Consider the following 20,550-nt stretch of genomic DNA (forward strand, 5'->3'; position numbering starts at 1 on the left):
GCCCGTGGGGACGCCGAGGGGCCTGAATACATGCAAGCATTTCTGGTAATCATCGACGAGACGGAAGAGGCGCGCAAGGCGCTGCGCTGGGCATCGCGGCGGGCCGCAGCCATCGATGGGTCGGTGCATATCCTCGCGCTGGTCCAGCCGCAGAATTTCAGCGCATTCGGTGGTGTCCAGGCCACCATCGAACAGGAAGCGCGCGACCGGGCCGAGGCGGTTGCCTCCAGCGCGGCGGGATCACTGCTGGCCGAAAGCGGGCGGATGCCGAGGATCACCGTGCGCGTCGGCGAAGGCCGCGCCGTGATCAAGGACTACCTCGCCGAACACCCCGAGGTGCACGCACTGGTGCTGGCCGCGGGCGAAACCTCGTCCGGCCCGCTGGTCATGCATTTCAGCGAAAATGCCGCCAGCCTGCCCTGCCCGTTGGTGATCGTGCCCGGCACCTTCACCGCCGAGGATATCGACCGGATTACCTGACGCCCGCGCCAGTGCAGGCGGCGGTTGGCCTATTTCTTCCGGCGACCCTGGTGGCGGATATTCTTCGGCCGTCCGCGCTTGCCCTGCTCGGGCTTGCCCTGGTCGCGCTGACCGTTCCCCTGCTTGCCGCGCGGGCCTGCGCCACTCTTCTTGCGTTCGGTGCGGTTACCGCGCGGCTCGATCGGGTTGCCCTCGGCATCGAGCGGTTCGAACTTGAGCGCGCCGGTCAGCGGATTGGCCTCGGCCAGCTTGAGATCGAGCTTCTGCCCAACCTCGTAGCGGGTGCCCGTCCGGTCTCCCACCAGCGCCTGCGCCGCCTCGTCATAGCGGAAGTAATCCTGCCCCAGCGTCGAGACCGGGACCAACCCGTCTCCCCCAAATTCGAGGATCGTGGCAAAGAAACCGAAGCTCTGCACGCCGGTGATGCGCGTCTTGAAGGTCTTGCCGACATGCTGCGCCAGATAAGATGCGACATAGCGGTCGATCGTATCGCGCTCGGCCTCCATCGCGCGGCGCTCGGTCGTGCTGATAGCGTCTGAAATCTGCTGCAGGTCCTCGCGGTCGCGGTCCGATAGGCCCGAATGCGCTGGCAGGTCGCCCTTGGGCTTGGGTTGTTCGAGGCCGTAAGTGTCGACCAGAGAGCGGTGCACCAGCAGATCGGCGTAACGGCGAATCGGCGATGTGAAGTGCGCGTAGGAGCCAAGCGCCAGCCCGAAGTGCCCGGCATTCTTGGGCCCGTAATAGGCCTGCATCTGGCTGCGCAGAACAGCCTCCATCAGCAACACCCTCTCGGCGTCATCCGACACGTCTTTCAGGAAACGGTTGAACAGGGTCGGCGTGATGACCTGCCCCATCGCCAGCTTCTTGCCCTGCGTGCCGAGATAATCGCGCAAGGAAATGATCTTCTCGCGGCTCGGCTGCTCGTGGACGCGGTAGACGACCGGCGAGGCCTTGGCCTCCAGTGCCTTGGCAGCGGCGACATTGGCAGCGATCATGAAATCTTCGACCACGCGGTGCGCGTCGATCCGTTCGCGCACGGCAATGTCGGCAATCTGGCCCTTGTCATCGAGGATCACGCGGCGCTCGGGGAGGTCGAGTTCGAGCGGATCACGCGCGGCCCGCGCCGCGGCGAGCAATTTCCAGCACGCCCACAGGTCGCGCAGTTCCTGGTTTGCGTCACCGGCATCAATCTGCGCCTGCGCATCCTCATAGGCAATATTGTGCGTCAGGCGGACGATGGCGCGGGTGAAACGCCATGACGTCACCTTGCCCTCGGGCGAAATCTTGAGGTGGCACGCCATCGCCGCGCGGTCTTCGCCCTGCTTGAGCGAGCAGACATCGGCGCTGAGCACCTCGGGCAGCATTGGCACGACGCGGTCAGGAAAATAGACCGAATTGCCGCGCTTGCGCGCTTCGCGATCGACGGCACTGCCGGGACGGACGTAATAGGAAACGTCGGCGATAGCGACGATGGCATCGAACCCGCCCTTGTCATCCGGCTTGGCGTAGATCGCGTCATCATGATCGCGCGCGTCGGCGGGATCTATGGCGAGGATTGGCACGTCGCGCAGATCCTCACGCTTTTCCTCGCTGAGCGGCAATTCGGCAGCAAGCTCGGCCTCGGCCAGCGTTTCTTCGGGAAAGACGTGCGGAATGCCATGCTTGGCGATTGCAATCAGGCTGAAGCTGCGCGGGGCGAGCGGATCGCCGACCACTTCCACCACCTTGACCCCGGCGCGCGGTGAGCGGCCGGCCTGTTCGGCCAGTACCAGCTGTCCAGACTCGGCTCCGCCCAAATCGACTACATGGACCGAATTGCGGACCTTCTTGTCGACAGGTGCTAGCCATGGCTTGCCGCTGCCGTCGATCTCGATCACGCCCATCAGCCCCTCGGTGCGGGCAGGCAATTTCTTCATCGGGAAGGCGCGCCAGCCGCGATCGGTTTCCTCGGTCCTGGCGAGCACGCGGTCGCCGCGCTTGAGCGCCGGCATGCCCTTGGCACCTTTGGGACCGCGTCCGCCCTTGGCCTCGACTACCAACAGCCGCGGCGGCTTCTGCTTGTCGTCGGGGTCCCAGTTCTCAGGTTCGGCGAACAATTCGCCGTCGTCGATATCAATCACCCTGAGGACGGTGACTTTCGGCACTCCGCCCATGCGGTGATAGGCGGTCTTCTTGCCGTCAATCAGGCCTTCCTCGGCCATGTCTTTCAGCAGCTTCTTGAGGGCAATCTTTTCCTGCCCCTTGAGGCCGAAAGCCTTGGCGATTTCGCGCTTGCCCGCAGGCGTTTCGCTGGATTGGATGAATTCGAGGATTTGCGCGGTGGTCGGAAGCCCCTGCTTATGGTGAGGCGACCGTTTGCTGTTCTGTTTTCTTGTCATATGGCCACAATATGGGGATGGCGTTACTCGCTGTCACCCTCTGGCGACGCGACAGGCGCGAAAGCGCCCGCCGGAACAGCGCTGGCGACTGGGCTGCAGATATTTCCCGCACATGCGCTGACTCCGAAAAACCAGTCGTCCCCGCGTTCGGGAACGATGAACTGCATGAGAGATTGCGGGTCTGTCTTTGTCATCGGAACCGGCATCATTGCTGACATGGCGACCGCACCGAATGTTTCTGTCCAGGCCGGATTGTCGGTTCGCCGACCATGAACCACAAAGTTCGACGCCCCCTGCGGCGTGGTCCATTGCACCAGTGTATCGGTGCGCACCGCTGCTTCTGCCGTGGTTTCTGGTGGCATGGGAGCCCGTGCGAGTCGATCAAGCGCACGCACATTGAGCTGCGTCACCTTGGCCAGATAATCGAAGTCCATCACCTCCACAGTGTCGCCATAGGTCACGCCGTCCTCGACCCGCAGGTCCTGGTGCTGGTGCTCGTAATCTTCGACCGCGACTGTAATGCGGACAGCAGGATACCCTTTTTCGAGGAAAGGGATCTGGTCTCCGCCACGCCCCATCCGGTCGACCCGCCAGATTTGACGTACATCGAGCCCGTCTTCGAATTCGTCGGCCAGGCCATCGATCCAGCGTGACAGATTGCGGCTCGGGCTGTCGTTTTCACCACCTTCGCGGCGCTGGGAGGCGCGCAGATCGTCGGTCAGGTCGGCGCGTGGCCCTTCGGAAAAGACGCGCACGTTTTCGGCATCGCAATAGCCGTCGCTGCTGCAACTGTTGCCCACGACATCGTTGTTGAGCACGGCCTTGACCGTATAGCCTTGCGCCTCGACCCAGTCCGCCAACAGGCGACCGCCATAGAGCCCTTGCTCCTCGCCAGAGAGCAGCGCGTAGATGATGGTAGTGGGATAGCGTTTGCCGGTCAGCACCCTTGCAGCTTCAATGACAAGCGCGGTGCCCGAGCCATCGTCATTGGCGCCGGGAGCATCGCTTTCCCAATCGAATGGGTCGGTGGCCCGGCTGTCGATATGGCCTTGTACGATGACGACTTCATCTGGCCGTTCGGTCCCGCGCTGAATGGCGACCGCGTTGCGCAGTCTGGTCGGGCGCGGGATGCGGCGCCCTTCGACCGTCGTTTCGGGCAGGACGATGTCGAGGCAGCCACCGCAAGCCGTAGCTATGCGTTGAAACTCGGCTGCGCCCCAGTCCACTGCGGCCCCGATCCCGCGAGTGGGATCATCCTGTTCCGACAAAGTATGGCGGGTGCCGAAGGAAACGAGCTTCTCGACATCTTCCTTAAGCCGATCGGCCGAGACATTGTCGGCCGGCGTATCCTGGGCAACGGCGGGTGTGGTGAAAAGGGCGGCGGCGAGGATCAGTTTGCGCATGCCGCCTTTTCAGACCTTTGCGAGGGCGCGGTCAATACGCCTTGGCGACGTAAATCCATTCCTTGGCCGGTTCGCCGGTGAAGATGCACGGGCCATCGGGTGCAGGTGCGTCCATAGGCACGTTGCGGATCGTCAGCTTCAGGTCCTTCAACTGCTCGACCACATTGTCCAGTGCCGTGCCCGTTGGCTTCGACCATGCGACCTTCACCCAGCCGGGGAACTTGATGCCCTTCGAATAATAGGCACGCACTTCATCGAAGCAGCTCACTTCGTCGACGATCTGGGCATCGCGGCGCTCGCGCGCTTCCTCAAACAGGGCGGTCTGGATGCCGGTGAGCAAGTCGGAGATGCTTTCAGCCAGCGCTTCGCGGCTTGGCGTCTCGAACGCCGGTTTGCCGGTCTCAGCGTTCCACAAATTATCGCGCCGCAACATGCTGACGACGCCGTTGTCCATATCGCGTCCGCCAACCTCGACGATCACGGGTGCTCCCTTGCGCACCCAGTCCCAGCGCTTGGCAGCAGCTTTGCCCGGCTTGGTATCAAGCAGGACGCGGACCGGTTCGCCCAGCGCGGATTGTGCCGCGAGCGAGGCGCGCAGCTCTTCGCAATACGCAATCAGCGCGTCATCCTCGGGCTTGTCGCGGAGCATTGGCAGGATGACGACCTGTTGTGGCGCTATGCGCGGTGGAACGCGTAGTCCGTCATCATCGCCATGGGTCATGATGACGCCGCCAATCATGCGGGTCGAAACGCCCCAGCTGGTGGTGTGGCAGAATTGCTCGCCACCTTCGCGGGCCTGGTACTTGATGCCCGAGGCTTGCGAGAAATTGGTGCCAAGATAGTGACTGGTGCCCGCCTGCAGGGCCTTGCCGTCCTGCATCATGGCTTCGATCGACCACGTCTCGACCGCGCCGGGAAAACGCTCGTTTTCAGGCTTTTCGCCGGCAATCACCGGCAATGCGAGATCGTCCTCGGCATGGGCGCGATAGACCTCGAGCATGGTCAACGTATGCTCCTTGGCCTCTTCGGCCGTGGCGTGGGCAGTATGGCCTTCCTGCCACAGGAATTCGCTGGTGCGCAGGAACATGCGGGTACGCATTTCCCAGCGTACGACATTGGCCCACTGGTTGAGTTTGAGCGGCAGGTCGCGCCAGCTCTGGATCCAGCGCGCCATGGCATCGCCGAAAATGGTTTCCGACGTCGGTCGGACTACCAGCGGCTCTTCCAGCTTGGCCTGCGGATCGGGGATCAGCCCGCCCTCGCCATCTGCAATCAGCCGGTGATGGGTGACGACCGCCATTTCCTTGGCGAAACCTTCGACGTGCTCGGCCTCGCGTTCGAAATTGGAAAGTGGAATGAAGAGCGGGAAATAGACGTTCTCGTGGCCGGTGGCCTTGATCCGGTCATCAAGGAGCCGCTGGATGCGTTCCCAGATGCCATAGCCCCAAGGTTTGATCACCATGCACCCGCGTACGCCCGATTCCTCGGCCAGGCCGGCTTCGGCGATGACAGCCTGGTACCAGTTGGCGAAGTCTTCCTCGCGCTTGATGGTGAGGGCGTGGCGTATCTCGGGCACGTCGGGTCTGTCCTGTCTTGAAGTTGTGGATCGAGTGGGCGGGCGCTTGGCGCTACTTACCAAGTTCGTCCAGCTTCTTTTGCATCTCGGCCATCTGTCTTTTGAGCTCGGCGAGTTCGGCATCCTTGCTCGAAGCCGGGTTCGCCTGGGTCTTGCTGCCAGGGATCAGGGCGGAACTCATGGCCTTGATCATGGCCATGTTGTTTTCGTGCAGCTTGGCCAGTGGAGTGCCCGAAATGCCCTTTTCGAACGTTTCGCGAATTTTGACCTGGTTCTCGCGGAAATTCTTCATGCTGGCTTCGAGATAACTCGGCATCATGGCCTGCATGGAATTACCGTACATCGAGATGATGTCGCGCAGAAAACTGACCGGCAACATCTGCTTGCCGCCGGTCTCCTCGTCCATGATGATCTGCGTCAAAATGGTGTGAGTAATGTCGTCGCCGGACTTGGCATCGACCACCTTGAAATCCGTCCCCTCACGCGTCATCGCAGCAAGATCGTCGAGCGTGATATAGCTCGAGCTCTGTGTGTTGTAGAGCCGCCGGTTGGCGTATTTCTTGATGACGACAGTGTCGCCCGGTGCGGTGGTTTTGCGAGCCATGGCTGGAATATCGAACTTATGTTGCTGCGCACAATGCTGCGCAGCATCGCCCTTAGCACTTGCAGCATGAAATGCGCAATTGCCGCGATTCAGTGGCGCAGGCGTTGTCCCAGAACGGTCAGCAATTCATATTGCGAAAGACCTGATGCTGCGGCTGCACGCGGCAAATAATAGGGCACGTCGAGCCAATCACCGATCTGCAATCCGGGCGCTGCAGACAGGTCGACGACAATCATGTCCATCGACACTTTGCCAAGTATCGGGAGCGCGCGATCTTCGTGCACCAGGGCATTGCCCTTCCCGCCCCAACTGCGCAGGAATCCGTCGGCATAGCCGAGCGTCACAGTGCCGACCCGCATGGGTTGCTCTGCCGTGAATTGCGCGTTGTAACCCACGCGATCGCCGGCTGCGAGATCGGCAACCTGGATCAGGCTTGCGCGCAAAAACGCGACCTGGCGAATTTCTCCTGCCAATTCGCGCCTGGGTACGCCGCCATACAGTGCGACACCCGGACGGGTTAGGTCGAAAGCATAGCTCTCCCCCAAGGCGACGCCGGCGCTGTTGGCCAGGCTGAGAGTTCTCGCCTCGATTTGATTGGCCACTTCAGCAAAAGCACGCTGCTGCGCCGGATTGGCATCGCTCTCCTCATCCGCGCAGGCAAGATGCGACATGAGCACTTCGATCTTTAGCGCTGCAATGGCCGGGTCTCCTGCATCGGCGGGCCGGATTCCCAGCCGATTGATGCCGGTATCGACCATCAGGTGGCAGGGGCCGCCGCCGCTCTCGTACCAAAGCTGCGCCTGGTGCAGCGAATTGATGACCGGGCGGACTCCCGTGGCCCTGGCATAGGCCGCTTCGGCAGAAGTGTTTGCACCATGCAGGACCGCAACTTGTTCGGCCGGCACGTGGGTCAGGACCGCTTCCACCTCACTCCAATGCGCGACAAAGAAATCCCGCGCGCCGGCATCTCGCAACACGGGCAGGCAGGTGTCGATCCCGAGACCATAGCAATTCGCCTTGATCGCCGCGCCGGCTCGCGCCTTTCCGGATAACCTATCAAGCGTGCGCCAGTTCGCGGCCAGCGCGTCGCAATCGACATCGAGCCGCAAGGTCGGCGGGGGATGATTGTGGGCCACGCTATGCCTGGATTTCAGCTCGAAAGGCTTCGCATCGCGCTCAATCCTCAAAGTCGCGCGGCGGACCGTCGGGGACGCCCCACCACAGCACTACTATGCCGAAGGCGACGACCACCCAAGTGTACCACAATCCGGAATAGATATTGCCGGTACTGGCCACAATGACGCCAGCGATAAGCGGCAGGAAGCCGCCCAGGTAGCCAGCTCCGATATGGTAGGGGATCGACATTGAGCTGTAGCGGATGCGCGGCGGAAACATCTCCGAAAGCAGCGCCGCGACGGATCCGTAAGTCAGCGCCGACAACAGTCCGAGGCCAAGCAGGATGGCGACGATGCCGAGGATGTTGCCGGCGGAGGGCTGCTGCTTGGCGAAATCGAACCCGTGTTCACCCAGAGCCGCACGTATTCCGTCGCGGCGGACACCGCCGTCCTCGAACCAGGCCGATTCGAGCGCGATCGCCTCTTCCCCTGCGGTCAGTGCAAGCGCCTCGCCCTCGACCAGCGAGTAAGGCACGCCGGACGCGGTAAGTGTCTCCAGCACCTTGCCGCAATCGGTCTGCTCGCGGTCAAACAGATCGGCGAATGGGTCGGTCACACATTGCGGGCCGGCTACCGTAATCGGGGTGTCCCTGGCGGCCTTTTCAAGCCCCGGATTGGCCAGGCTACCCAGCCCCCAGAACGCCGGGAACAGCAGCAGCAATGTAAGCACGGCGCCAATCATGATTGGCTTCTTCCGGCCGACCCGATCCGACCAATTGCCGATCAGGACATAGAACGACATCGCGATCAGGCCCGAGAAGAACAGGATCAGTTCGACGGTCAGGTCTGCTACATGCATTGGGCCACGCAGGAAGCTCATCCCGCTGAAGAAGGCGGTGTACCAGATCGTCGTCAGGATGCCCGTGACGCCAAACAGGGCGACGAAGATGCGCTTGCGGTTCCCGGGATAGGTGAAGCTTTCAACAAAGGGGTTGCCGGCGAGCTGACCCTCTTCCTTCATCGCCTGGAACACGGGGCTTTCGGAAAGTTTGAGACGCATCCAAAGCGAAATGCCGAGCAGAATGATCGAGAGCAGGAAAGGCACACGCCAGCCCCAGGCGGCGAAATCATCTTCCGGGATCAGGAAGCGACAGGTCAGCACGACCGCTATCGACAGTACAAATCCGCCAGCCACGCTGGCTTGGATAAAGCTGGTGTAGAAACCGCGCTTTTCCGGTGGGGCGTGTTCGGCGACGTAGATTGCCGCCCCGCCATATTCACCGCCCAGCGCCAGTCCCTGGATGACCCGCAAGAGTATGACGATGATCGGCGCGGCGATCCCGATAGAAGCGACAGTAGGAATCAGCCCGACCCCGGCCGTGGCAATCCCCATCAAGGTGACTGTAACGAGGAAGGTGTATTTGCGGCCCAGCTTGTCGCCGAGGAAGCCGAACAGGACCGCACCGAGCGGACGGAAGGCGAAGCCGACGGCGAAGGTCGACCAGACCAGCAGCAGGCCGAGCGTTTCGTTGTCGACGTCGTAGAACGCATCCTTCAGGATGTAGGCCAGCGTCCCGTAAATGAAAAAATCATACCATTCGAAGATGGTGCCAGCTGACGAAGCACCGATAACCAGCTTGATCTCGTTCTCGTCCGGCTCACGTCCCTTGAGTGCTGCTGCGTCGCTCATGCTGCGCCCTGTCCCCCTGATTGTCGGAAGAATCTTTAGCGAGCCGCCCCAGCGTTGGAAAGCGCGACTTCGGCGGCCTTCCACGGCAACAGCATTGCACCATGCCGCGCAGGATATTCCCGGGCCGGAGCGATCAGATCGATATCGGGCCAGTTTGGCGTCGGCCCCTCGACCTCAAGCCACTGCGCAATCGCTGCGCGCGCCTGACCGATCGCGTCCCCATCGAGGCCGAGAACGTGGCGAGCGAAAATCGCAGCGCTGGCTTGCCCGATGGCGCAGGCCGAAACCTGCATTCCGACAGCCCGGATGGTATCATTGTCATCAATATCGAGGCTCAGCGACAAAGAACTGCCGCAGCTCTGCGACCGGGCGTGGCCAATGTATGGCAGATCCGTATCGAGCGGATACCGGGCCAGCTCGACAGCAAGGCCGAGGATGGTTGGAGAATAGAGTTTCTCGGCTGTGCCCGGCGCCATCAGCCGCCGATCAATGCGCGTTGGGCGTCCTGTTCCGTGCGCAGTTTCTCGCGCCGTTCGGAAATATACTCGACCAGAGCCTCGGTGCTGGCATTGACCACCGGATAGGTTCGCGCGGTGGCGATCCATACCGGGCGGCCCTTGTAACCCCAGACAGTATCATACCCGAGCACCAGCAAGGAAAACGCCATAACCACGACGATCGCACCCTTGATCGCACCGAAACCGAACCCCAGTACGCGGTCAATCGGCCCCAGGATCGATTTTCGCGGACCGTCGCCGGCGCGACCGGCAATCAGTTTCATCGCGGCATAGGGAATGAGTAGAAGAGCCACGAAAGCCAGAATCGCAGCCCCGGTTGGCGTCGGGGTATAGCGTTCAAAAGACTCGTATAGCGGCGTGTGCAGATATCGGATTGCAAATAGCGAGAGAATCCACGCAGCGAGCGAGAGGACTTCTTGCACGAAGCCCCGCATGAAACCACCAATCGCGGCAACCGCGACGATGAGAAGTACGATGATGTCAAACCCGGTCATTATGGGTTCGACAACTACGAGTTCGCCATCACCCGGTCAACGAGCTTGGACAGCCGATCGACAGGTAAAAACTTCATATTTGCGACCTTCTCGCCGCCGTTCTGCGGTCCGCAACCCGTGGCAAAGCCGAGCTTGGCAGCTTCGCGCAATCGCAGCCCGGAGTGTGCCACCGGACGCACCTCGCCCGCTAACGAAACTTCACCGAACCAGACCGAGCGTTCGGGCAATGGCTTGTCTGCCTGCGCCGAGACCAGTGCGGCGGCTACGGCTAGGTCGGCTGCCGGATCGGAAAGGCGGTATCCCCCGGCGACGTTTAGATAGACCTCGGCCGAGCTGAAATTAAGTCCGCAGCGCGATTCGAGCACCGCTAGCAGCATCGCCAGTCGGCCATTGTCCCAACCGACGACCGCACGTCGCGGCGTCGCGCCTGATTGCAACCGTACGATCAGCGCTTGCACTTCCACGAGTACTGGTCGTGTGCCTTCCAATGCCGGAAATACCGCGCTTCCAGCCAGCGGCTCGTCGCGGCCCGACAGGAACAGCAGCGATGGGTTGGCGACCTCTTCCAGGCCCTTGGCAGCCATGGCGAAGACACCGATCTCGTCGACTGCGCCGAAGCGGTTCTTGAGCGCACGCAGGATGCGGTATTGGTGGCTGCGCTCGCCCTCGAAACTCATAACCACGTCGACCATGTGTTCCAGCACGCGTGGCCCGGCTATGCTGCCGTCCTTGGTGACATGGCCGACAAGGACCAGCGCAACGCCTGTTTCCTTGGCATAACGTATCAGTTCGAAAGCGCATCCGCGGACCTGGCTGACCGTGCCGGGCGCACCTTCGATCGTGTCCGAATGCATGGTCTGGATCGAATCGATGACGAGCATTGCCGGCGCTTCCATTCCGCCGAGCGTTGTCAGGATGTCGCGCACCGAGGTGCTCGATGCGAGCTTGAGCGGGGCATCGGCAACGCCCAGGCGAGAGGCGCGCAGGCGCACCTGTCCGGCGGCTTCTTCTCCGCTGACATAAACGACCTGCTGGCCGGCTTTGGCGATATTGGCTGCGGCCTGAAGCAGCAGGGTCGATTTGCCGATTCCCGGATCGCCGCCCATCAAGATGGCGCAGCCGGGGACGAGGCCGCCGCCCAGTGCGCGATCAAACTCGTCGAGACCGGTGGTCCGCCGGACCAGTTCCTCGCCGGGCTTGTGGAGGTCGACGAACTCTATCGCACGACCACCACTCGAAAGGTTATGTTTCTGTGAAAACACCGTGGCCGGTGCATCCTCGACCAGAGAGTTCCACTCTGAACAATCCCCGCATTGCCCTTGCCAGCGGTGCGCGACCGCGCCGCAGGCCTGGCAGATATATCTCTTCTTGGTCTTCGCCATGACAGATTCGATAAACAGAACATTTGCAGAACGCAATTGCTATTGCCTCGGACCGCGGCCACTATCCCCCAATGCGGCAGAAGGAACTTCGGATTGCGCTGGTTTGCTATGGGGGTGTGAGCCTGGCCGTCTATATGCATGGCGTAACCAAGGAACTGTGGAATCTGGCCCGCGCCAGCCGTGCCTTCCTTGCCGGCGAAACGGCACCGAGCGGAAGCGCGGCAATCTATGCTGACCTGCTGCGCATCATCGAAGACGAGACCGAACTACGGCTGCGGGTTCTGCCCGATATCATGAGCGGCGCGAGCGCCGGGGGAATTAATGCGGTTTTCCTTGCCCAGGCGATCCATTCTGGTGCTTCTCTCGAGCCCCTGACCGAATTGTGGCTCGACAATGCTGATGTCGAACGCCTGGTAGATCCGGACGCACGGCCGGTGTGGCGCTTTGCAAAGCCCTATGCGGAACCGTTGGTCGCCTGGATCTTGCGGCGCCCGGGCAGCGCGGTGAGCGAAAGCGTCGCGCCGGAAACGCGGTCGGAAGTCAGGGGCAAGGTATCACGCTTGATCCGCGGACGCTGGTTCCAGCCCCCTTTCTCTGGCTCAGGCATGTCGGAACTGTTGTACGAGGCGCTCGAGGCGATGGCGGCAGAACAAGCCGGTCCTCCCCTGCTGCCCCCTGGCCATCCGATCGACCTGTTCGTAACGGCCACCGATTTTCGCGGTTATCTCGACACGTTGCGCCTGCACAGTCCGGCGTTGGTGGAAGAGAGCGAGCATCGGATGCCAGTCACCTTCCACGCCCCCACCCCGGCCGAGTCCGGCCATTCGCTGGCCGATCCGCTGGAACTGACGCTGGCCGCGCGTGCCACCTCCAGCTTTCCCGGAGCCTTCCCGCCATTGATGCTGGCCGAGATTGATGCCCTTGCCGCCAAGTATGATCGCCCGTGGCCAAAGCGCGACGAGTTCCTCGAGCGTGTCATGCCGATCCACGTGAAGCTCGGCAGCACGAATTCGGTTTCGCTGATCGATGGTTCGGTGTTGGTCAATCGACCGTTTGGCGGCGCGATCGAGGCCTTGCGGGGCCGCCCTGCCCACCGCGAGGTTGATCGTCGATTTGTCTATATCGATCCGCGACCGGATCGCGTGGGCACCTTGCGCGAGGCCGACGACAGCCCAGTCGGCTTCTTCGCCGCGATCTTCGGCTCGCTCTCCACGATCCCGCGCGAGCAGCCGATCCGCGACAATCTCGAAGCACTTGAAGCACAATCGCGCGAGGCCGAGCGCCTGCGGCGTATCGTCAGCGGGATGCGGCCGGAAATCGAGGACGCCATTGAGCGCCTGTTCGGCCGCACGCTGTTTTTCGACAACCCGACGCCCAGCCGGCTCGCCATCTGGCGCCGGAAGGCGCAGGCCGCCGCCGCCGAAGATGCCGGTTATACATTCCCCGCCTACGCCCACACCAAGTTCACCGGCATTGTCGAGCGGATTGCCGAACTGGTGCTCGAAGCTGCGCCGCATCTGCAATTGCCCCATGCCGGCCCGATCACTGATGTGTTGCGCGGTGAGTTCGAGCGGCGAGGCCTTGCTTCCATGACGCTAGAGGGCGGCGGCGCGACAGAGGAAGCAGTTTCGTTCTTCCGCGCTTTCGACCTGGGGTTTCGCATTCGCCGCCTGCGATTGCTGGCGCGGCGGCTGTCGCGCGATTGGGACGCCGATCCGGAGATCGACGATGACGCGCTCGACCAGGCGCGGGAGGCTATCTACGAAATCCTCGCGCTCTACTTCGAACGCGACGGGATCGAGCATATGGGGCTCGATTTCCTACTCATCGCGCTCAAGGTGTTCGAAGATCCAGGCGAGGTTATCGATGCCTTCGCCGAGCGTCACCTGTTGCCCGAAGTGGACGCCAAGGCAGAGGAAATGCTGGCCGAGGCACTGCAGGCGATGCCCAAGAACCTGCGTCGACGAATGTTGCTCACCTATCTCGGATTTCCATTCTACGATGTCGCCACGCTTCCCCTGCTTGGACATGACGGGCTGACCGAGTTCGACCCCGTCAAGGTAGACCGGATCAGCCCCGACGATGCGCGCAGTATCCGCAATGGCGGGACAAGAGCGACCCTTCGCGGCATCGAATTTTACAATTTCGGAGCATTCTTCAGCCGCGATTATCGCGAGAACGATTATCTATGGGGTCGCCTGCATGGTGCCGAACGGATGATCGATCTCGTCTGTTCGACAGTCGAGGAAAAGCTAACTGAAGCGCACTGCCAGACCTTCAAACGTGACTCTTTCCTGGCCATTCTCGACGAAGAGATGGAAGCGGGTCGTTGTTCGGAGAAACTGATTTCAAAGTTACGCCAAGAAGTAATCGAACAGTTGGGCGCTCCCGGCTGATTATTCGATGCTACGCCATATCGCGGTGACAAAACTGTCAGCATCGATGAATCCTTCGCCGCGTTGGAAATCTGCCAATGGCTTGGCAGCGATGGCCTCGTCCAGTGTCTTGCCCGCGGTCTTGAGCTTTTCGACCCGTGAAACAGCGTCGCCAATCATGGCGCGATAGGCGTCCAGTTCGGCCTTGTTGGACAAGCCCCCATGACCGGGAATGACGACGGTTTCGTCATCGATTGTCCTGATCACCGCATCGAGCGAGTTCATCATATTGAACACATTGCCGCCCGAGCGAACGTCGACATAGGGATAACCGGGGATGTTGAGGTAGAGGTCGCCTACGTGGACGACATTGCCCTCGCGCCAAAAAATCACGCTATCACCATCGGTATGCCCACCGCCCAGAAACGCGATGTCGACGGTGTCGCCATTGAGGTTCAGCCGCAGGCCCTGATCGTAGGTGACGACTGGGAGCGCGGCCTTGGGCGCGGGGGTGGATGGATTGGGCTCGCCGCGCCCATCCTTGAGGCGAATGCGGACGTTTTCCTGGGCAAAGATGAGCGCGCCCTTGCGGCCGAAGTTCTCGTTCCCGCCGGTATGATCACCGTGATAATGGGTGTTGACCAGGAACTCGACCGGCGATGCACCCAGATTGGCAATGGCGGCTTCAATTTTTTCCGTCAGGGGAGCGAATTGGTCGTCGATCAGGACCGTTCCATCATCCCCGTGACTGACCCCGATGTTACCGCCAGCCCCGAACAACACCGCAATTCCGGGAGCGACCTGTTCTGTCCGGATTACGACCTCGTCGAAATTACGCTGCGCGCTGGCGGCCGTGGCCAGCACGCACAATGACAGGCTGGCGAAGAAAGCGCTCTTTCTCATTGCAAATCCCCCAATGGCTGAACCATTGTCGGAACGTGCCACAAGCGGTCGCCTTCCGCTAGGCTCCCAACGCTTCCTTGATCTTGTCGAAGAAGCCGCGGCTTTGCGGACATTCGTCGCCGGTTTCGGTGTCACGGAACTCGGCAAGGATCGCTTTTTGCTCCTTGCTGAGCCTCGTCGGAGTTTCGACGATAACCTCGACGATCAGGTCGCCCCGACCACGGCCCTGAAGCACCGGCATGCCGGCACCACGTTTGCGCAATTGCTTGCCCGACTGGATACCGGCCGGGATATCGATCGAATTGGTTGAGCCATCAAGATCGGGAATATCGACACAGCCACCCAGCGCGGCAGTCGTGAAGCTGACAGGCACACGGGTGACCAGCGAAGTGCCTTCACGTTCGAACAGCTCGTGCGGCTTCACATGGAGGAAAATGTATAGATCGCCAGGAGGCGCTCCGCGCGGGCCGGCTTCACCCTTGCCGCTAAGGCGGATGCGCGTGCCGGTATCGACGCCTGGCGGTACTTCAACCTTGAGCGCGCTGGCCTTGTCGACCCGGCCTTCGCCCCGGCAACTGTGACAGGCTTCTTCGAGGACCTCACCGCGACCATGGCAGTTGGGGCATGGCCTCTCGACCATAAAGAAACCCTGTTGTGCGCGGACTTTGCCGTAGCCATTGCAAAGGTTGCAGCCCCGCGTGCCGGTGCCCGGTTCCGCCCCAGATCCGTCGCAGGTATCGCATTGGACCGAGACTTCTATCTCGATCTCCGTTTCCTTGCCGTGAAACGCTTCGTCCAGCGTGATTTCCATATCGTAGCGCAAGTCTGCGCCGCGCTGTTGCCGACGGCGACCGCCGCCACTGCCAAAAGCGCTGCCGAAGATGGTTTCGAAAATATCGCCAATGTCGCCGAAATCGGGATGCGCGCCGCCTGCCCCGCCGCCGCCGTTCTGGAAAGCGGCATGGCCGAACCGGTCATAGGCTGCGCGTTTCTGCGGGTCCTTGAGGACTTCGTAAGCCGCACCGACGGCTTTGAACTGCGTCTCTGCCTGCGGATCGCCTGGATTGCGGTCCGGGTGATATTTCATCGCCAGCTTGCGATAGGCGGACTTGATCGCCGCGCCATCCGCACCGCGCTCGACGCCCAGAATTTCGTAAAGATCGGTTTCGGCCGACATATCCTACCCCATCCCTGCAAAGACCCGGGCCGCCACCGATGTCGTCACATCAGCGGCGGCCCGGCTTTGCATCAGGAAATCAGCCCTTGTTGTCTTCGTCGACTTCGGAGAACTCGGCATCGACAACGTCTTCGTCCTTGCCGGCGTCTGCGGCAGCTTCCGCCGTGTCGCCGCCATCGTTCGAAGCGTTGGCCTGTTCCTGCTCGTAGATCGACTGACCCATCTTCATGGCGACTTCGGTCAACGCCTGTGCCTTGGCATTGATGGCATCGGTATCATCGCCTTCAAGCGCGGTCTTGGCCTCGGCCAGCGCCGCCTCGACGTCGCTCTTGAGCGATGCGTCGATCTTGTCGCCATGCTCCTCGAGCTGCTTCTCGGTTGCATGAACAAGGCTGTCGGCTTGGTTGCGGGCTTCGGCCGCTTCCTTGCGCTTCTTGTCCTCTTCGGCGAACTTTTCCGCATCCTGGACCATCTGGTCGATGTCGGCTTCGTTGAGCCCGCCAGAAGCCTGGATCTTGATCGTCTGTTCCTTGCCGGTGCCTTTGTCCTTGGCACTGACATTAACGATGCCGTTGGCGTCGATATCGAAGGTGACTTCGATCTGCGGCACGCCGCGTGGTGCAGCAGGAATGCCGACGAGGTCGAAATTGCCCAGCAGCTTGTTGTCAGCGGCCATTTCGCGCTCGCCCTGGAAGACCTTGATGGTGACCGCATTCTGATTGTCTTCAGCAGTCGAGTAAGTCTGGGTCTTCTTGGTCGGGATCGTCGTGTTGCGATCGATCATGCGGGTGAAGACACCGCCCAGCGTTTCGATGCCCAGCGACAGCGGGGTCACGTCGAGCAGCAGGACGTCCTTTACGTCGCCCTGCAACACGCCTGCCTGGATCGCGGCGCCCATGGCCACGACTTCGTCCGGGTTCACACCGGTATGCGGTTCCTTGCCGAAGAAGTCCTTCACCGTTTCGCGTACCTTGGGCATGCGGGTCATGCCACCGACCAGGATCACCTCGTCGATGCCGCCTTTTTCGATGCCGGCATCGGCCAGCGCCTTCTTGCACGGCTCAAGGGTGCGCTTGATGAGGTCACCGACCATCTGTTCAAGTTTCGAACGGGTGATGGTCTCGACCAGGTGCAGCGGAGTCGAGCTACCGCCTTCCATGCGAGCCGTGATGAAGGGCAGGTTGACCTCGGTCGACTGCGAGCTCGAAAGCTCAATCTTGGCCTTTTCCGCCGCTTCCTTGAGCCGCTGCAGCGCCAGCTTGTCGCTGCGCAGGTCCATGTTTTCCTTCTTCTGGAACTGTTCAGCCAGATACTCGACAATTGCATTGTCGAAATCTTCGCCGCCCAGGAAGGTGTCGCCATTGGTCGACTTCACTTCGAAAACGCCGTCGCCAATTTCGAGGATCGAGACGTCGAAGGTACCGCCGCCAAGGTCATAGACAGCAATGGTCTTGCCGTCGTTCTTGTCCATGCCATAGGCCAGCGCAGCTGCCGTAGGCTCATTAATGATCCGCAAGACTTCAAGACCGGCAATCTGGCCGGCATCCTTGGTTGCCTGGCGCTGGGCGTCGTTGAAGTATGCCGGGACGGTGATAACCGCCTGCTTGACGTCCTCGCCGAGATAGCTCTCTGCGGTTTCCTTCATCTTCTGCAGGATGAAGGCCGAAATCTGGCTGGGAGAATATTCTTCGCCGCCTGCCTCGACCCAGGCATCGCCATTCTTGCCCTTGACGATGTCATAGGGAACGATCTCCATGTCCTTCTTGGTCGTAGGATCGTTGAACGGGCGGCCGATCAGGCGCTTGATGGCGAACAGAGTGTTGTCCGGGTTGGTGACGGCCTGACGCTTTGCAGGCTGGCCGATCAGGCGTTCATTGTCCTTGGTGAAGGCAACGATCGACGGCGTCGTGCGCGCGCCTTCAGAATTCTCGATGACCTTGGGCTTGCCGCCGTCCATCACAGCTACACAGCTGTTGGTGGTGCCCAGGTCGATCCCGATTACTTTGCTCATTACTACCCCATCTCACTTCATGGTTGGACGCTGCGCGGTGGGTCCCCCGGATATGGCAAGACCGCTCGGCAGCTCGGTTTGTGAAGGCGGATATAGGTGCGGTTTTGCTTGGCACAAGGGATGCACAGCCCTAGTTTTGAAGTCGCACCACACGGAGAAACAACTCGATATGCGAAGTCTCGTCGCGCTTGTCATAGCTGCCGTTCCGCTCGCCCTCGCTGCCTGTAACGACGGTGTGCCCGATGAAAATGCGCTGGAGCAGCAGGCCCGATCGGACATATCGATTGAGGCCGCAAGGCTCGCCCTGCCCCCGGTTTCCGGCAATCCAGCGGCACTCTATTTCGAGCTTGGCAATGATGGGGCCGAGCCGCTGGCACTTTTGGGGGTGACCGTCACCCAGGCTGATAGCGCCATTATGCACGACATCGTTCGTGAAGACGGCGCAGTTCGGATGGTGGATATGAGCCCGGCCATGCTGGCGAGCGGCCAGACCGTCACCTTCGAGCCTGGTGGGCGACACGTGATGGTGATGGGGCTCGATCCGGCGGTGGGTGCGGGCGACATGGTCGATGTCACCCTCCGCTTTGATAATGGACGCGAATATTCGCGTCGGTTCGAGGTCGTGGCTGCCGGAGAAGTGCAGTAGCTCTTCCAGATACACCCGCAACGCAAGCGAGCGCGAGCCCACAGGCCTGTCCCGCAGGGGGCGAGCGGCCCTTGACGGACGGCGAAGTGGCATTGTCCCGCGGCATTTTCGGCGATGCCATCCGTTATGACGAGGTGATGATCCGGCGTCGCAAGTGGGCTTTTTTCCAGCCGCGTACGGTGACGATGGCGCCGAGCGGGCACCTCCATTTTCACCCTAGCGGCGAGAGTTATTGCGACGATTTTTCGATCGCGGATTATCGCCAACGGGGGCTGTTCATCCACGAGATGACACATGTCTGGCAAGCCCAGACGAGGGGCAGCTGGTACCTGCTGTTCAATCGCCACCCCTTCTGCCGTTACGACTACAGCCTCAAGCCGGGTTGGAGCCTAGAACAATACGGCATCGAGCAGCAGGCCGAAATCGTCAAACATGCCTATTGGTTGCGAACGGGTGTCAAGATTGGCGGTGTCGGTGACCCGGCAGCCTACGATTTGCTGGTGAAGTTTCCCGGCGCGACGCTCTGACTCCCCGGATTTGCCGCCAGTCGGCTTGAGCAAAGCGGTTGCATTTGATACCTTCCAATGGTCCGGGCGGCCCAACCCGCGCCCGGCCGACGAGTCTCAACAATGGAGCTTAAAGACTACGGTTTGAGCCGCGAGCGCGGCTACCTTTCGCAATATGAAATCGACGAGATTTCGCTTCCCCCGCAGCTCGATCCAGCTGTCGAAGTGGCCGCTAATTTGTCGGGCCTGCTTTCGACCGGACGGGTGCGCCACTGGCTCGACCAGGTGCCTGATACGCAGATCGAAGGATGGGCGCAGGAAGCGAGCGAGGAAGAGATTCGCACCGCGATGGTGCACTACTCCTTCCTCGTCCAGGCCTATGTCTGGGGCGAGACCTTGCCGCCTGCCCACCTGCCGGCGAATCTGGCCCGCCCGATGGTGGCGATTGCCGACCGCCTCGGCCAGGCGCCGTTGCTGCCCTACTCGGCCTATGTGCTCGACAATTGGGCGCGGCTCGACAAGTCGGGGCCGATCTCGCTCGAGAACATCTACATGGTCCAGAACTTCCTCGGCGGGGACGACGAGAACTGGTTCGTCATGATTCATGTCGCCATCGAGGCCGAGGCCGGCGTGCTGCTGGACAACGCTGCAAAGCTGGTCGTCGCTGCCGAAAATGGCGATGAAGCAGAAGCCGAACGGCTGCTGGTGGAAATGGACGCTGCGTGGGAACGGATCTACGCCCATTTCGCGCGGATGCCCGAACGCTGCGACCCGTACATCTACTTCCATCGGGTGCGCCCGTATATCCATGGCTGGGCCAACAACCCGGCGCTGGAAAATGGCGGAATGGTGTATGAAGGCGTCGAGAAATTCGGCGGCAAACCGCAGGCGTTGCGCGGGCAGACCGGATCGCAGTCGAGCATCGTTCCGGCCATGGACGCCTTGTTCAAGGTCGGCCACAGCGACGATCCCCTCAAGTCCTTCCTCGACGAATTGCATCAGTATCGGCCGGTCCAGCACCGCCGGTTCATCGAGGACCTGGGTGCGCGTACTCGCTTGCGCGAATTCGTCGAGGGTTCAGGCAGCCAGTCGCTGAAGGATGCGTTTAACGCCTGCCTCAACCAGTCGGCGCGGTTCCGAACCCGGCATCTCGAATATGCCGCCAACTACATCAACAAACAGGCCGGCAGCATTCCGGGTAACGACCCAGATGTTGGCACGGGCGGCACGCCGTTCATGAAATATCTGAAAAAGCACCGCAACGAGAACGCGGAGCAACTGGTCTGATGCGG

The 20,550-nt window shown here is 61.3% G+C and carries 17 protein-coding genes; 5 read left to right on the forward strand and 12 right to left on the reverse strand.

Annotated features, from left to right (window positions below; translation table 11 throughout):
- Window positions 1-30 precede the first annotated feature (30 nt).
- Window positions 31-480 (forward strand): universal stress protein, encoded by a 450-nt coding sequence (locus tag ACXYL9_RS07695; RefSeq protein ID WP_459038995.1) that lies wholly within the window; start codon window positions 31-33, stop codon window positions 478-480.
- A gap of 29 nt (window positions 481-509) precedes the next feature.
- Here ACXYL9_RS07695 and rnr read toward each other — a convergent pair whose 3' ends face one another.
- The 9 genes from rnr to radA form a co-directional block, all read right to left on the reverse strand.
- Window positions 510-2,858, reverse strand: a complete 2,349-nt coding sequence (gene rnr / locus ACXYL9_RS07700) for a ribonuclease R (RefSeq protein WP_459038996.1) — start codon at window positions 2,856-2,858, stop codon at window positions 510-512.
- 23 nt (window positions 2,859-2,881) lie between these two features.
- Window positions 2,882-4,261 carry a M28 family peptidase gene (locus ACXYL9_RS07705; protein WP_459038997.1) on the reverse strand — a complete coding sequence of 460 codons (1,380 nt, stop codon included), beginning with the start codon at window positions 4,259-4,261 and terminating at the stop codon, window positions 2,882-2,884.
- 31 nt (window positions 4,262-4,292) lie between these two features.
- Complete coding sequence (proS, locus tag ACXYL9_RS07710; RefSeq protein WP_459038998.1) at window positions 4,293-5,837, reverse strand: proline--tRNA ligase; 1,545 nt, start codon at window positions 5,835-5,837, stop codon at window positions 4,293-4,295.
- Window positions 5,838-5,889: 52 nt separating this feature from the next.
- Window positions 5,890-6,441, reverse strand: coding sequence for a polyhydroxyalkanoate synthesis repressor PhaR (gene phaR, locus ACXYL9_RS07715; RefSeq protein WP_459038999.1), 552 nt, complete (start codon window positions 6,439-6,441; stop codon window positions 5,890-5,892).
- 89 nt (window positions 6,442-6,530) lie between these two features.
- Window positions 6,531-7,577, reverse strand: coding sequence for an alanine racemase (gene alr, locus ACXYL9_RS07720; protein ID WP_459039000.1), 1,047 nt, complete (start codon window positions 7,575-7,577; stop codon window positions 6,531-6,533).
- A 40-nt stretch (window positions 7,578-7,617) separates the two neighbouring features.
- On the reverse strand, window positions 7,618-9,246 hold the full coding sequence (locus tag ACXYL9_RS07725; protein WP_459039001.1) for an MFS transporter: 1,629 nt from the start codon (window positions 9,244-9,246) through the stop codon (window positions 7,618-7,620).
- A gap of 35 nt (window positions 9,247-9,281) precedes the next feature.
- Complete coding sequence (locus ACXYL9_RS07730) at window positions 9,282-9,722, reverse strand: iron-sulfur cluster assembly scaffold protein (protein ID WP_459039002.1); 441 nt, start codon at window positions 9,720-9,722, stop codon at window positions 9,282-9,284.
- Window positions 9,722-10,258, reverse strand: coding sequence for a CvpA family protein (locus ACXYL9_RS07735; protein WP_459039003.1), 537 nt, complete (start codon window positions 10,256-10,258; stop codon window positions 9,722-9,724). Before ACXYL9_RS07735 ends, ACXYL9_RS07730 begins: the two co-directional genes overlap by 1 nt.
- A 14-nt stretch (window positions 10,259-10,272) precedes the next feature.
- Window positions 10,273-11,640, reverse strand: a complete 1,368-nt coding sequence (radA, locus tag ACXYL9_RS07740; RefSeq protein ID WP_459039004.1) for a DNA repair protein RadA — start codon at window positions 11,638-11,640, stop codon at window positions 10,273-10,275.
- 71 nt (window positions 11,641-11,711) lie between these two features.
- Here radA and ACXYL9_RS07745 point away from each other — a divergent pair, with 71 nt between their 5' ends.
- Window positions 11,712-14,036 carry a patatin-like protein gene (locus ACXYL9_RS07745; RefSeq protein WP_459039005.1) on the forward strand — a complete coding sequence of 775 codons (2,325 nt, stop codon included), beginning with the start codon at window positions 11,712-11,714 and terminating at the stop codon, window positions 14,034-14,036.
- Here the strand turns inward: ACXYL9_RS07745 and ACXYL9_RS07750 are convergent, their stop codons facing one another.
- The 3 genes from ACXYL9_RS07750 to dnaK all read right to left on the reverse strand — a co-directional run bounded on the left by ACXYL9_RS07750 (window position 14,037) and on the right by dnaK (window position 18,106).
- Window positions 14,037-14,918 carry an MBL fold metallo-hydrolase gene (locus ACXYL9_RS07750; protein WP_459039006.1) on the reverse strand — a complete coding sequence of 294 codons (882 nt, stop codon included), beginning with the start codon at window positions 14,916-14,918 and terminating at the stop codon, window positions 14,037-14,039.
- Between the two features lie 58 nt (window positions 14,919-14,976).
- Window positions 14,977-16,095: a molecular chaperone DnaJ gene (gene dnaJ, locus ACXYL9_RS07755; RefSeq protein WP_459039007.1), complete on the reverse strand. Its 1,119-nt coding sequence runs from the start codon at window positions 16,093-16,095 to the stop codon at window positions 14,977-14,979.
- A gap of 79 nt (window positions 16,096-16,174) precedes the next feature.
- Entirely contained in the window at window positions 16,175-18,106 is a 1,932-nt protein-coding gene (gene dnaK, locus ACXYL9_RS07760; protein ID WP_459039008.1) for a molecular chaperone DnaK, read from the reverse strand.
- 169 nt (window positions 18,107-18,275) lie between these two features.
- On the opposite strand from dnaK, the gene ACXYL9_RS07765 reads away from it, so the two are divergent.
- The 3 genes from ACXYL9_RS07765 to ACXYL9_RS07775 all read left to right on the forward strand — a co-directional run bounded on the left by ACXYL9_RS07765 (window position 18,276) and on the right by ACXYL9_RS07775 (window position 20,545).
- Window positions 18,276-18,752 (forward strand): copper chaperone PCu(A)C, encoded by a 477-nt coding sequence (locus ACXYL9_RS07765; protein ID WP_459039009.1) that lies wholly within the window; start codon window positions 18,276-18,278, stop codon window positions 18,750-18,752.
- Between the two features lie 71 nt (window positions 18,753-18,823).
- Window positions 18,824-19,279 carry a vgr related protein gene (locus ACXYL9_RS07770; protein ID WP_459039010.1) on the forward strand — a complete coding sequence of 152 codons (456 nt, stop codon included), beginning with the start codon at window positions 18,824-18,826 and terminating at the stop codon, window positions 19,277-19,279.
- A gap of 102 nt (window positions 19,280-19,381) precedes the next feature.
- Entirely contained in the window at window positions 19,382-20,545 is a 1,164-nt protein-coding gene (locus ACXYL9_RS07775; protein WP_459039011.1) for a PrnB family protein, read from the forward strand.
- Window positions 20,546-20,550: the final 5 nt, after the last annotated feature.

The sequence above is a fragment of the Qipengyuania sp. CAU 1752 genome (genome assembly GCF_054482615.1).